At 59.5% G+C, this 13,566-nt stretch carries 13 protein-coding genes; 4 read left to right on the top strand and 9 right to left on the bottom strand.

The features are described from left to right. Positions 1–24: 24 nt before the first annotated feature. From KTAU_RS17785 to KTAU_RS17770, 5 genes are all read right to left on the bottom strand, one after another. Positions 25–1,254, bottom strand: coding sequence for a M48 family metallopeptidase (locus KTAU_RS17785; protein WP_151729635.1), 1,230 nt, complete (start codon positions 1,252–1,254; stop codon positions 25–27). Positions 1,255–1,332: 78 nt separating this feature from the next. Then, on the bottom strand, positions 1,333–1,761 hold the full coding sequence (locus tag KTAU_RS22070; protein ID WP_151729634.1) for a M48 family metalloprotease: 429 nt from the start codon (positions 1,759–1,761) through the stop codon (positions 1,333–1,335). Between the two features lie 23 nt (positions 1,762–1,784). Beyond that, a complete protein-coding gene (locus tag KTAU_RS22200) occupies positions 1,785–1,919 on the bottom strand; it encodes a hypothetical protein (protein WP_265576334.1) in 135 nt (44 codons plus the stop codon). 489 nt (positions 1,920–2,408) lie between these two features. Further along, positions 2,409–3,878, bottom strand: a complete 1,470-nt coding sequence (locus KTAU_RS17775) for a double zinc ribbon and FHA domain-containing protein (RefSeq protein WP_151729633.1) — start codon at positions 3,876–3,878, stop codon at positions 2,409–2,411. Between the two features lie 256 nt (positions 3,879–4,134). Continuing rightward, positions 4,135–4,644: a hypothetical protein gene (locus KTAU_RS17770; protein ID WP_151729632.1), complete on the bottom strand. Its 510-nt coding sequence runs from the start codon at positions 4,642–4,644 to the stop codon at positions 4,135–4,137. A gap of 401 nt (positions 4,645–5,045) precedes the next feature. Between KTAU_RS17770 and KTAU_RS17765 the strand changes: the two genes are divergently transcribed. Next, complete coding sequence (locus KTAU_RS17765) at positions 5,046–5,678, top strand: PadR family transcriptional regulator (protein WP_151729631.1); 633 nt, start codon at positions 5,046–5,048, stop codon at positions 5,676–5,678. 451 nt (positions 5,679–6,129) lie between these two features. Continuing rightward, the gene (locus KTAU_RS17760; RefSeq protein ID WP_170293408.1) at positions 6,130–7,620 is read left to right on the top strand and encodes an APC family permease; all 1,491 of its coding nucleotides are present in this window, start codon (positions 6,130–6,132) and stop codon (positions 7,618–7,620) included. A gap of 245 nt (positions 7,621–7,865) precedes the next feature. Here KTAU_RS17760 and KTAU_RS17755 read toward each other — a convergent pair whose 3' ends face one another. The 3 genes from KTAU_RS17755 to KTAU_RS17745 form a co-directional block, all read right to left on the bottom strand. Next, the gene (locus tag KTAU_RS17755; protein WP_151729629.1) at positions 7,866–8,654 is read right to left on the bottom strand and encodes an enoyl-CoA hydratase-related protein; all 789 of its coding nucleotides are present in this window, start codon (positions 8,652–8,654) and stop codon (positions 7,866–7,868) included. A gap of 148 nt (positions 8,655–8,802) precedes the next feature. After that, the gene (locus KTAU_RS17750) at positions 8,803–9,624 is read right to left on the bottom strand and encodes an MBL fold metallo-hydrolase (RefSeq protein ID WP_151729628.1); all 822 of its coding nucleotides are present in this window, start codon (positions 9,622–9,624) and stop codon (positions 8,803–8,805) included. Positions 9,625–10,137: 513 nt separating this feature from the next. Further along, positions 10,138–10,320, bottom strand: a complete 183-nt coding sequence (locus tag KTAU_RS17745; RefSeq protein ID WP_052890794.1) for a helix-turn-helix domain-containing protein — start codon at positions 10,318–10,320, stop codon at positions 10,138–10,140. Positions 10,321–10,622: 302 nt separating this feature from the next. Here KTAU_RS17745 and KTAU_RS17740 point away from each other — a divergent pair, with 302 nt between their 5' ends. Then, positions 10,623–11,630, top strand: coding sequence for a GAF domain-containing protein (locus KTAU_RS17740; RefSeq protein WP_151729627.1), 1,008 nt, complete (start codon positions 10,623–10,625; stop codon positions 11,628–11,630). A gap of 59 nt (positions 11,631–11,689) precedes the next feature. Further along, positions 11,690–12,571: a class I SAM-dependent methyltransferase gene (locus tag KTAU_RS17735; RefSeq protein WP_151729626.1), complete on the top strand. Its 882-nt coding sequence runs from the start codon at positions 11,690–11,692 to the stop codon at positions 12,569–12,571. Here the strand turns inward: KTAU_RS17735 and KTAU_RS17730 are convergent. After that, positions 12,568–13,212, bottom strand: a complete 645-nt coding sequence (locus KTAU_RS17730) for an RNA polymerase sigma factor (protein WP_151729625.1) — start codon at positions 13,210–13,212, stop codon at positions 12,568–12,570. The two genes, KTAU_RS17735 and KTAU_RS17730, sit on opposite strands and share 4 nt — an antisense overlap. Positions 13,213–13,566: the final 354 nt, after the last annotated feature.

Here is a 13,566-nt window from a genome sequence, read left to right as displayed (position 1 = left end):
TCTCGCGCGGTCCTGGCGATGAGGTCAGCGCCTGACCAGATTCAGATTGTCGCGACTCTGACGGTGTGCGAAGGCCGCGGCGTGTTCCAGCCGACGTTTGATCGAGGGATGGTCGTGAAAGAGGATCTCGACGAGTGGGGCCGGTTCAGCCTCGGCGAGGTTCTGGTTCGCCAGGCGTGTCATCATGCTCTGAAAGGCCTCGCTTTTGCCCGTTGTCAGCAGGGCATACTCGTCGGCCTGGTATTCGAGATAGCGGCTGATGGCGTTCCCCAAAGGCATGAAGATCAGGCCGACGGCAGCACTGACCAGAGCAATCAGGGGTAGGGTCGCCGGATCGGCCAGGCCGTGATAGCCAAGCTGCGGCGTGGCCAGCCAGTGCAGCGTGACATTGATCAGATAGAGGGCGACCAGGGTCAAAAGCGACTGGCTGGCGATGAGCTTCCAGATGTCTCCGTGGACATGGTGGCCCAACTCATGAGCCAGGACGACTTCGATTTCATCGGGCGTGTACTGATCGAGTAGCGTATCGCCGATGACGATGCGGCGTGTGTTCCCCAGCCCCATCAGGGCCGCATTGGCTGCGGTGGTCTTGCTGCTCATGTGCATGGTGAAGACGCCGCGTACGCGCGTGCGGGCACGCTCGGCCAGGGCCAGCAGGCGCGTTTTCAGCTCGCCGTCAGGTAGAGGGGTGAAGCGATAGAAGAGCGGCAGAACCAGGACAGGGGCCAGATTGGCCAGCACCACCGAGAAGAGGAGCATCACCAGCGCTACCCAGAGCCACCAGGTCAGCGGCTGCCTGGCCAGCAGCAGATAGATGAGTTCCAGGGCCGCCAGCTCCAACACGATGCTCAATAGCAAGCCCTTGAGCAGGTCACCTAGCCAGGCCCCCAGCGTCTGCACGGAGAGGCCGTAGCGCCGCGGTAGGATGTAGCCGCGATAGACGGTGAGAGGGGCACTGATCAGCTCGTATACCAGCAGTAAGACCAGGAAGTAGCCAGCCACCTGCAGCGGGTACCAGCCAGCCAGTGGTTGCCAGGCCAGCGGCTGTAAGAGGTCGCGCAGCCAGAGGTCGAGCCGGAAGAGAAAGAGCGCCACCAGACCGACGGCGGCGATGGCTAACCCCACAAGCCAGAGGCGCCGCCGGATGCGCGCATACTCACGCGCCTGCTGCTGGCGCTGGGGATCAAGCTGGACAGTCGCAGCCGGCTTCCCTTCTCTCTGCTGCTCTGGTCGTATCAACGGCTCTCGTTCCATAAACGCTACCTTCCTCCACGTGATGGTCAGCGGCAGTGCTCGCCTGGGCTAGCACGTTTCAACTTGTTCCGCTTTATCTTAACCCACAGACTCCTGCCAGGGCAAGTCGGCTCTACCTGCCCGCTCTTGCTGCTGAAGCCTGAGAAGATCGACCTGGGCCAGGCGTTTCACTAAGAACGGGTAACTGCGGTTCCTCGGTCGTTCCGTCCGCCGTCCCAGCCCACTTCCAGGGCTGAGGTTTGCCAGACGAATCACCGCATTCTGGTAGGCCCGCACATCCCCAGTTTGCTCCAGAGCGAATCTGTCCGCCCGCATCTCCTGACGATAGACGATGGAGTTAAGAAGAAGTCTGTAGTCCAGCCAGAAAGCAAAAAGTGCCACGCTCAGCGCAGCCAGACCAAACTCGCTGCTCAGGAGGAATTGAAAGACAATCATTAGTTGCCAGAGGAGCAGCCAGGCCAGGACTCCAGACAATGGGCGTGTGCGGAGGGAATCAGCCTCCGCCACAGCGACTCTCAGGGTCTGCCGCGCTAGACTAGAGGAGTAAGCCCTTCACGAATCTGGTCGACCTCCCAGATGCTCGCCTCCGCTTGCTGGCCCTGGCCCAGCATTTGCGCCAGACGGGCGCGATCCACTCCCAATCGCAGGAGCAGACTTCTAATCACCTCCCCCGGCTCGTCGAGCAAGCTCCAGAGCAGATCGTGGCCATCAAGCCATACTCTTCCAGCTCTTAATGCATGATACGTCGCAGCAGCCAGCGTCGCCTTGGCTCGCTAGCTATAGCGCCCAAACGCGGGAATCCGTCTTGCCCTCCCAGTCACTGCCTCTTTCTGACTTCTGCTGCATTGTCGTCTCCTCTCAGTCTTTGTAAAATTTATAGATGCACATCTACTATAGATAGTATTTCTCTCCTGGCAAGAGGCTTGTCTGTTAAGACGAGGCGAAATGCAAATTTTAGGCTCAGACGAAAGAGATCTGCTGCCAGCAAGAGAGCAGATCAGCGGTCCTTTTAGGAGAAGTGCCTACACGAGGTGAGAGATATTTTGCAGCGGGGGAAAGCAGTCAGAGAGCGCCAGTGTCCGACCTGCGCGGCTCTCCCCGGTACGCCTGCCAGTCAGGCAGACCAGACCGGGGAGCAGCGGCCTTGAATGCTCTTAGAGTCTGTGAAAAGTGCAGTTGACCTTACCGAAGTGAAGCGAGTCGCCATCGTTGAGAGGAGTGGCCTTATCCGGCTCCAGACGACGCCCATTGACGCGGGTCGCATTCGTACTGTTCAGGTCCGTCAGAGTAAAGGTGCTGCCGATATGCTCCAAAAGCGCATGAACGCGTGAGACCGTATCTGCATGCTCCATAGGACCCAGATCGATATCAGGCTTCAAGCCACCCAAATCGTGATCATAGCGTCCTACAACCAGGCGCTCACCAGTCAGGACAACTTCGCGGCCATCGCTAAAGATCAGCCGTCCCCAAGGGGCATTGGGATCAGGGCGTGGCTCACTGGCCGGACGAGCCTTGATCGGCTGGGGAGGGCCTGGTGGCGGCGGCGGCGGCACAGGAGCAGCAGGAGCTGCTGGGGCCGGCGGCTGATAGGCAGGTATCTGACTGGCGGGCATAGTAGAGGCCGCAATGGTTGGTTCAGCATTAGAGCCGGTGTCAGCCTTCGTACTTCCTCCCTGGGTACCAGGCCCGGGGATAAAGGTCACCGTTGGCTTTGGAATCACCGGAGGCTGGGCCGGCACCTGGGAAGCGTAGGGCTGGATTGGGGGCTTAGCCGAGGGGGCAGGAGCAGGCGTTGTCGGCGGCTTCGTCGGTGCTGGGGGCGGAGCTGACTGAACAGGAGGCTGGGCGCTCCGCGCTCCTGGGCCCTGGGGCTGGAAGGTGGAAGCTCCACACTTCGGGCAGAAGGCCGCATTAGGCTTTAGCTCCGTCTTACAATTGGGACAGAGCTGCTTGAGCGCTCGCCCGCAGCCCGAGCAGAAGGTATCGCCCGGCTCATAGGGCGTATTGCACTGGGGACAGCGCAGACCGGCGCTGGGCCTGGCCACGGGCGCCACAGGGGCTGCCTGAGCCGGCGCGGGCGGAACGTAGGGCGGCACATAGGACGGCGAACCCGGCGGCGGCGTCGGCACCGCTCCATAGGGACCCGTCGACATCGCTGGTCCTCCCCACTGCTGCTGAACCTGAGGCAGAAGAGAGGGTGGGATGGGACCAATCTGCACCTCGGGACGCTGCTGACGCACCAGGCCATCAACGATATTGAGCACCTCATTGGCCAGGCTCGCCTGACGCACGGCCCCAACACCAGCAGTAATCGCCAGTGGCAGCAGCACAGGGATAACCATTGCCCCCACGGCGCCAATCGTCCCCACCGCCGCTTTATCCATCCAGCGCTGCTGGCCAATCATCGCCAGCACTCCCCCCGAGACCCGTTGCAGCGTCACCGAGAGCGCGGCCTGCATCCCAAGCACAGCCTCAAAGTCACCTCCCTTCTTCAACTGCACCAGTGCCTGATCGGGATTACTAAACTGCTGCGTCTGATACCCCTTGGCGCGATAGACATTTTCTAGATCGGTAGCCAGACGCGGTATATCGATTTCTTGCGATGTATAAAATCGGGCATCCATAGGTCTCTCCTCTTCTGCGGTAGCGAGGCGCTTCTTACTTGCCCTGTCGGTTCAGCAGTAACCGCTGCCCTCCTCGCTCCTCACCGACAGAGAGTAACAGCTTAGGGCACAGGCCCAACCAGAGCAAGGGAGGGCCGCGCCGTACCCCACCGGCTATAGCAACGGCGCGGCCTCATCTAACTCACCAGCAGGTAGACCTGGCGCGATTCGACAGAAGGTACGCCAACACTATCAGCTTCGCAGAGCCTCCTCCTGTCTACTGAGCAGGCTCTGCGGGCGGAGGAGGCGACTGCGGTCCAGACGGCGCGGGAGGAGGCTGTGGCGGCTGCCAGCCAGGGAAGCCAAAACCAGGCGCAGGTGGCCAGCTCTGCACCCCTGGCTGCTGCTGCCGAATCAGACCGTCGACAATCCAGAGCACTTCATTGCTCAGCGCCGCCTGGCGCACGGCCCCAATGCCCGCCGTAAAGAGCAAAGGCCAGAGCGGCGGAATGGCCATGCCAGCCACTCCCACCACCGCCTTCTCGGCCCACTGCTGCTGACCTGTGGTCACCGAGATCCCCCCAGCTGTGCGTTGGATCACCACGGCCAGCGCGGCCTGTAAGCCCAGGAGCCGCTCAAAGTCGCCTCCCTTTCTCAACTGTACCACTTTGTGATCGCTGTTGCCAAATTGCTGCGTCTGATAGCCCTTCGCTTGCAAGATACTCTCCAGATCATGGGCCAGACGCTCCAGATCGATATCTCTAGTGTTGTAGAAACGGGTACTCATATACACTCCTGTTCTGCTTTGTCTCAGCCTAGCTACTTCCCTGGATGAGGCCCCTGCCACAGAATCTCCACCAGCTCTCGCCGGCACTTCCCTTCCACCTGGCGGAAGGTTTGCTTGCTTCGTAAAGATATACGACTCGAAGAAAGAGAGGTTAAAAATTTGACCATGATCTGGGCTGGGTTCCGAACCCCAGGAGAGAGTGCCGCCTGCTTTCTCGCCTTCTCTTCTGTCTGACGCCGAGAACAATGCTATAATAGTAAAATGCGATGGCTTTCCACGGCGGTCCCTGGCCGCCAGCATTGCCAGCATATCGCCCTACTTACTTATTTGCCTGCTTGCTCTGGCAGTAAGGCCAGAGCCATGCCATCAGCTTAGCTGGAGAAGATAAGAGAAGAGGCCCTATGGTTGAAGGACTATCCCACTCGGCTTATGAAGAAGAGGAAGGGGAAGAGGAGGTTCCCCCCAGTTCGCTCGCTTCGCGCAATACCCTTCGCTACATTATCCTGGGATTGCTCGGTACGCGGCCCATGACAGGTTACGACATCAAACAGGCTTTCGATCGAGCCATCGCCAGTTACTGGAACGCGGGCAGCAGTCAGATTTATACGACGCTCAAAAGCCTCAGACACGAAGGTCTGGTCGAGGTTGAGGTCATTGAGCAGAAGAGCCGCCCCAACCGCAAACTCTACCGCCTGACGCCACGGGGACAGGCCGAGTTAGACCGCTGGCTTAGTGAGCCGACCCCCGAGCGCTTTACCAAGGACGAATTCCTGACCAAGCTCTTTTTCTGCGGCGAGACCTCAGACGCCACGGCCCTTCAGCATCTTCTCCAACATCGTGAAAGCCTGCTCCGGCAACTACAACACATGGAATGGGCGCGTCAGCAATATGCCAACCGGCCTACACGCCGCCCTCGCCTGCTAGAGTATCAGATGCTCGTGCGTGAGTACAAAGAGGCAGTTTTGCGCGCTGGCCTGGAGGTCACCGAGCGCGCTATTGCACGCCTGAAGCAACGCCTGTCAGATAACAGCTAGTCCGATCACTATCTCCAAACAGCTACCTCTTACACGAGAGCTTGTCCCCCAATAAGGCTACTTTCCTCTCCCCCCTGGTAGCCAGCAACAAACCTGTGTTATCCTTGGAGAGGAATCTCGCATCCTGCACATTTCGAGTCCTCCTAACGCATGAACAGGATTGAGCCAGGCGAGAGGTGCCATGAGAGATATACGTCCTGGTTACGTTCTCTCTTGTAGAGCTTTCCCAGTCTCTATGCCATGTGAACCACGATGGGCATCATGTGTCAGGTGAATGCCTGCGTGTGAGGCACACGCATACAAGACCGGACGAAGAGAAGCAGGGAAAGCCAGGGCAAGCTGCCACAAGACCAGAACCAGCCACACGCACCCTGTTCGATCCCGGCGAAGGTCTTTTGAGCAGTCTGAGCCTTCCCGCACTATCAGGTTCGCAAGGCACAAAGGAGCATCAATGAGACCATCAACAGTCACCCCCGAGTCAGCAGAAGCAGCAGAACAGGAGCTTCCCTCAGAAAGTTATGTGCTCAAGGCCATGCCGCCTGTGCTAGGGACCTTTGATCTCACAGCGGTCTGCGTTTTGGGCATGCTCTATCTGACAAACTCAACCACCGCCGCCAGCAGTGGTGCGGCGGCCTTGCTTCTCTGGTTACTTGGAGGCGTCTTCTACTTCCTGCCGTCCGTGATCGTCTCTGCTCAACTCGGCGTGCTGTTTCCACACGATGGCAGCCTTTACAACTGGACCCATCATGCCCTCGGTCGCTATTGGAGCTTTCTCATCGGCTTCTGCTGGTGGTTACCCGGTCCTCTGCTCATCGTGACTTCCGCCGCTACGATGATCAGCTATCTCCAGGGGCTGAACCACAGCTGGTTGACTGAGCCCTGGCAACAAGGGCTGGCGATTCTGGCGCTGATCTTACTATCGGGCTTCCTCGCCAGTCGCCGCCTGCGTACCGCGCAACACCTGGTCAATGTCGGCTTCTGTGCCAGCTTGCTCAGCATCGTCCTCATCAGCGGCGCCGGGGCCATCTGGCTCTTGCGCGGTCACCAACCAGCTACCAGCTTCCGCACCTTTGCCGACTGGACACCCACGCTAGAGCGCCTGAGTCTCTTCGGCCTGATCTGCGGAGCTTATGGAGGGGCCGCCATGCCTCTGAACATGGGCGGGGAAATCTACGAGCACGAGGCCATTCCGGGCTATCTGCGCTGGAGCACCCTGGTCGTGCTTTTCGGCTATCTGGCCAGCACTCTGACCCTCTTGCTTGTTCAGGGAACCGTGACAACCTCCAATCCGTTCGTTCTGATCTCAGTGGTGGACAGCGTTCTGGGGAAGGTGGCCGGCAACATTACCGTGGTGGCGCTGCTCTTTGCCTACTTAATGGCCGCTACGGCTTACAATTACTCGTTTGCCCGCGTGCTCTTCGTAGGAAGCATCGATCAGCGTCTGCCTGGGCGCCTCGGGCAGCTCAACCGCGAGCGTGTGCCAACCAGCGCCATTGCTCTCCAGACGACGATCGCAGCGCTGCTGGCCTTGCTGATCTTTCTGGCCATCCCCTCTATCCTCTTCTTTGCCGACGCTCGCAATTTCTCGCTGATCTTCTACAACGTTAGCATCGCTTCGGTGGGAACAGTCTGGCAGACGATTCTGGTCTTCATCTACATCGACCTTGCGCTTCTGCTCCTGAAGCAGCGGAAGCAGGTGGAGTCCAGATTGATCATGCCACGCTGGCTGCTCTGGCCAGCCCTTGTAATCGGCCCGCTGGCCTCGCTCGTCTCGGTCGTCTCCTCGCTGCTGGTCTCCTGGATTCCCCAGCAGCTCGACAATGCCCACTGGCAATACAGTGTCATCGCCCTGACGAGCATCATGCTCGTTGCCGCCCTCATAGGCAGCCTCTACGCGAGCAGTCAGACTAGCTGGCAGCGGATGAGGATGACCGGGCCGTAGATCGGGCAGCCCTGTCCTGCCCTTCACAGGCGCCCGATCACTTGTCTGGCTCTTCTGCCAGCCTGAGTGGTCAGGCGCCTATTTCTCCCGCCGTTCTGCTGCGCTGCGCTTCGCCCGGCCATGCGAAGCGCAGCGGGAGGCCGGGTGCCCTACTCACAGACAAGGGCCGTTGCGCTGAATGGGCAGGAGAGGCCAGGCCGGCGGAACGCAGCACGGCTCATCGAGGCAGAGCACGCTCCAGGTGCTTATTCGGAGCGCTCGCCAGGACGCAGAAAGCGCGGAGGTCGCTTCTCCAGAAAGGCTCGCATCCCCTCCTGAGCATCGGGCAGCTGTGAGCTTGCCGCCATCACCTCCAGCGCGTAGGCATAAGCCTGGGGCTGCGGCAGATCAATCTGCGCATAGAAAGCCTGCTTGCCCAGGCCCTTAGAGATAAAGCTGCCGCGCGTCGCCGCCTCTAGCAAGCGCTGGGCCTCCTCCACCAGGCACTCGGGCGGCACCACCCGATTCACCAGCCCCCACTCATACGCTGTCTGGGCATCGATCGGCTCGCCGGTTAGCAACATCTCCAGGGCGCGCTTGCGTCCAATATTGCGACTGACCGCCACCATAGGCGTGGTGCAGAACCAGCCCCCCTTTCCGCCTGGGGTGGCAAACTTCGCCTCGGTCGAGGCCACCGCCAAATCGCAGGTGGCCACAAGCTGGCAGCCTGCGGCGGTCGCAATGGCATGCACGCGGGCCAGCACGGGTTGAGGAATGGCCTGAATAGTATTCATCAAGTGAGTACAGACCTGCAAGAGGCGGCGCATCGCCATGAGGTCCTGATCTACCATGTCGGCGAAATCATGGCCGGCGCTGAAGGCCGGACCATTAGCGGCCAGGATCACCCCTAGCACGGGACTCTCCCCCACCTCATTAAAGGCCGCTGTCAGCTCCTCCATCATCTTGAGCGAGAGAGCATTGCGCCGCTGAGGGTGATTCAGCGTGATGGTGGCATAGTCACCCTCATAACGTACCTCGACCAGTTCATACTGCATGGCACAGACTCCTTTCGTCGCACTGGCTCCCATTGACAGAAGCGACAATTGTCAACGACAATGCAGCCCTCATCTGCGCGGCGCCTGAGCGAGCAGGTACAGGATCAGCAGAAAGCACAATGCAAAGCCGCTCGCTCGCCCGTACGACTCAGGCCGGCAACTGGCCAGCCAGCGCCTGCACATAACGCTCAGCCGAACGCATGACTGCCGCGTGGGCCTCGGACAAGACCACGCGCTCAAACCAGGCCCCGTAGAGGCGCTCGAAGCGATACGGGGCAATGGCGGCGCGGATACGCTCCACCTCAAAAGCAGGCAGCGGAATCAGATTGGGATAGCTGTACATGAAGCTGACCCAGCGTCGGTCGGCCACCACCTGGATGATATCGCCACTGAGCAGCGCCCCCCGACCATCGGCCCCATCAGGCCAGTAGAGGACCGTGCCCCCAGGGAAATGGCCTCCCAGGCGTATGAGCGTCAGCCCGCCGAACAGATCAAGCCGCTCCCCCGACCAGAAGACCAGATGCTCAGAGGAGCGCATCACCCAGCGCTGGTCGGCGGCATGCAGGTAGACAGGAACCGAGAAGCGCTCGGCCCACTCCACCATACTGCTATAGTAGTGTGGATGCGAGATAGCAATGGCCCGTAAACCGCCAAGAGCCTGAACCCGCTCAACCGTCTCCTCATCAAGGAAGGAAATGCAGTCCCAGAGAAGATTGCCTTCGGTGCTTTGCACCAGCAAGGCGCGCTGACCAATGGCAAAAGCCGGCTCGCTGCCAATGCCGATCAGGCGCGGCTCATGCTCCTTAAAGACATTGCGCAGGCCGCTGGCCCGCAGCTCAGCCAGGGTCGTCCAGCGTTGGCCCTCATAGCCCACGTATTGTCGCTGATCAAGACAGATGGGGCACTCACGGGGTGGCTCCTCACTGGGAGCGAACTGGGTACCACAGGTGACACAGATCCAAAGCTCCATTGCTCTCGTGACTCCTTGAACCGGCCGGGCTGGTGGTCAACAAGATGGGTCCCCAACACTAACAGCCTCCCTGGGGCCACCAGACAGGCTCTGCTTCCCCGCTGGCGCAGGCCAGGCATGGATACAGCTCAAACCGCGGGGCGTGTGCCTGGTCACCTGGCCAGCAACATCATATCACCCGTGGAGCTGGACTTCCAACCAGGGAGCTGGGGAGAGGCTACGGGCGGCGACTGCAAGGAAGAGGGGGTTTTGCAGTGGGATTATGCTTCAGTGAGATGTAATGTTATTCCACTCTAAAAATCAGCCAGGGCGATAACCAGCGATCAGCTGCAGGCACTGCAGACAGAGGATCGCTGGCCCCGCCCTGATTACACGCTCGCGCTCCGGCGAGCGAGAATCTCGTAATCACATGTGCGTGATGTGAGCACCGCGCTGGCACTACCTCAGCCCTGGCAGAAACGAGAGGGCAGAGGCCGCCGGTCGTGTAGTGCCGGCCAGGCACCAGGGCTTGCGCTACACGTTGGTCGAGTTCATGACCTTATTGAGCGTAGTTCGCTTGATGCGATAGCAGTGGCGACGGCCCTTATGGGGCAGCAATACAGCATCAAGGACACCGTGTTTTACCCAACGGCGCACGGTAGTCGCATCAACACGCAAGACTCTGGCAACCTCGCTAATGGTCAGTAGTTCCTCCATGATCTGTCCTTTCTTTGTAGAATGTCGTGCCGGGTGCCCGAGAGCTTCTCTCCCCCTTACCCCCTCGGGCACAGCGTACCCCTCTTCTGGTATCGGCAGGGGTGCTACTCTTGCAGGCACTTCCTGCTTTGCTGAATATACCATTCCCCATTTACAATTGTCAATACCAATTGCATAGTCTGTAGGGAGAAATTTCTGTACAGAAGTCACATAATTCACTCGCGGAGAGTGGACAGGATCGACAAGGCGGGGGAGAGTAGGCTATAATTGGATGGCAGTCTCTCTAAAATGGGGCAGAAGCCATGCAAGAACCCAGAACCTGGCGTGAGTTCCTCGCTGCTGTTATTCGGGATACCAAAGAGAAACAGCGCATCGCCAACGAAATGGGCGTTGATCCGGTCACGCTCACCCGCTGGGCGACGCACGAATCGTCGCCGCGGCCACGCTCGCTGCTCAATCGCCTGGTTGAGGCGCTACCGCCCCATCGCGAGCAGCTGATCCAGCTGATCCGCCAGGAGTTTCCGGACGCGCTGGAGGATGACCCCGGCTCGGTCTTCATCGACCCGGTGGTGAAGGATGTACCGCCGGTGCTCTATGCGCGTATTCTCGAAGCCCACGCGACGGTCGTGGAGAGCCTGCGCTCCTGGACGATTATGAACCTGGTGATGCAGCAGCTGATTCGCCAGCTCGATCCGCAGCATATCGGTATTGCCGCCAGCATTGCCCAGTGTCAACGTCCGCTTCCTCCTCAGCAGAAGGTGACCTGTCTCCGGGAGGTCTTTCTGGAGAAGAGTCAGGCCCTGACAAGCATCGCCCGTCGTGGCTACTTTCTGGGAGCCGAGTCGCTGGTCGGCTACGCAGTCATCCAATGCCGCCCGATCGTGGTGCAGAATCTGCAGGAGGCTTCCGACTTTGTCATTCCCCAGGCTCTAGTCAGCGAGGCCCGCAGTGCCGCCGCTTACCCCCTGCAGCGCGCGGGACAGGTGGCCGGCGCCTTACTGATCATCAGTACGCAGCGCGACTACTTCTTGCACGGACGGCAGGCGCTCATTCAAAACTACGCCTATCTGCTGAGCCTGGCTTTTCGTGATGATGAGTTCTATGATATCAAAGATATTGAGCTGCGTTTGATGCCCTCTGAAGCTGTCCAGAATGCCTATATGGCAACCTTCAATCAACGCGTGAATGAACTGCTGAGTCAGGCTGAGCGACGGGGCCAGCCGTTGACGCGTCGCGAGGCTGAGGAGCAGGTGATGGCGGCGTTTTTGGCCACTCCTGTGCAGTCGCGGACGGAGCAGGCCCCTGAGTGAGCACAGTTAGCTCAGCGCATGCCACGCTCCAGGGAAGAAAAGAAAGGATCACATGGGCTATGCTGACCGGTCTCCAGCAGGCTGAGACCCTCTTGAACAGCAGCGGCACCTATATTATCGACGCGGAAAATACGGCTGAGCTGGCTCGCCTGCTGCATCATGGCCAGCTGGCTAGCCGGGCTATGGGCGGCCCCCTGCCAGAGCTGACAGATGTCTCGGGCCTGCAGGATGTGCTCGATGTAGCCTGCGGCCCTGGTGGCTGGGCTTTGGAGCTGGCTGAGACCTATCGCCATCTCCGTGTGGTCGGCATCGATATCAGTCAGCGGATGATCGAGTTCGCTCGCACACTGGCCGCGACTCAGCAGTTGCCAAATGTCTCTTTCCAGGTCATGGATGCCTTAAAGCCGCTGGCTTTTAAGGATGAGAGCTTTGATTTAATCAATGCTCGCTTCATCTCAACGTTCATGCCGGCCCGCTCCTGGCCCGCTTTTCTACAGGAGTGCATGCGCATTTGCCGCCCCGGCGGCATTATTCGTCTGACAGAGGCGGATCTGCCGATCTGCAATAAACCGGCTTGCGAGGAGCTGTCTCTCTTGCTGGCCCTTGGACTGACACGCGCTGGCTATACCTTCTCGGAGACACGGCACCACCTCGATGTTTTGCCCATGCTGGAGCGCTTGCTACGTGAGGCCGGCTGTGTCTCGATCCAGATGCGCGCCTACGCCGAGAGCATTTCCGCCGGTACGCCTCGCTACGAGGATTGGTATCAGAACGGCCTTGTCTCTCTTAAGCTGCTCGAACCGTTCTATCTGAAGGTGGTCGGCTTGAGCCGTGAGGCCTTCAATCGCCTCTATGAGCAGGCGCGCACCGAGGCAGCGGATGAGAGCTTCTGCGGCCTGCAGTTCTTTTTGACGGTCTGGGGTTATAAGCCGCGGAGCTAGTGCTCATGGCCCGCAATATAGGCACGGATACTGGGCAATCGCGCCAGACGCCGATAGGCGTGGTTGCGCAGGGCAACGCGCTGTTCATGTTGCCGCCGGTCCTCCGGCCAGTCACGATAGTGGCTGAGATCGATGCCCTGCTCCAGAAAGGCATTCTGGAGCGCTGTCGGCTCCTCATCAAAGCTCATCAATTCAGCCAGGTCGATAAGCAGGGCACGCCTCTGCCCCTGGGGGAAGTGTTCTACTTCGCGAGCCACAATGGTAAACAGCTCTTGCTGATAAACTCTTTCCAGGGCCTGCTCTGTCGCTTCCCCAGCCTCCATCCCTCCGAGCACGGGCAGATACTCCCCACCCGTGTGAATCAGGCGTCGCTCGCGCCGATAGAGGTCCAGACAACAGTTGCAGGCAATGGTGAACAGCATATGCTCCGGCGACCGCACCGGTTCGATCTCTCCACGCTCAACACGTGGCTGACGCTCGATGAAGCGCCTGACACTCTCCTGGACGATGTCTTCAACCAGATCTTCTTCTTGACCGCGCCAGGCCGCGACGCTGTAGCGCGCAATCAGCCGCCGTACCAGACGACGCAGTCGGGCATAAAGCTCTTCCCAGTTCAGAGCCAACAGCTGTGGACTGCCCATCTGTCCTTCTCCTCCTGGCAAGCAAGAGTGAGGGCTACCCGCTCTCCTGTATAACTAAAGAGAATTTCGATCAATATATCTGATTTCTCTACCAAGATGTATTGTGTGTGTTTCTGTACTGAGATAAAAGATAGCTGGAAAAAGGCCGCAGAGAAATCCAAAACCGGAGACATTTGAGTCCCTCTTAGAGGCCATTGGCCGGACATTCTGAGGCTACTAGGGCGACAGAGCGCCTCACTGGCCCGCGCAAGGGAGGAGGGCATCCGTAGCAAGCCGGAGGCGGAGCAGAGGAGGAAGGAGCCAGGTCTCAAGTGAAGTGCGCTCTGACAATGGGACAAGCGAGAAGCCGCCAGG

The organism is Thermogemmatispora aurantia (assembly GCF_008974285.1).
In the GTDB taxonomy this organism is placed as follows: domain Bacteria; phylum Chloroflexota; class Ktedonobacteria; order Ktedonobacterales; family Ktedonobacteraceae; genus Thermogemmatispora; species Thermogemmatispora aurantia.
The sequence above is the reverse complement of the archived record's forward strand: the minus strand, read 5'-3'. Positions and strand labels throughout refer to the sequence as shown.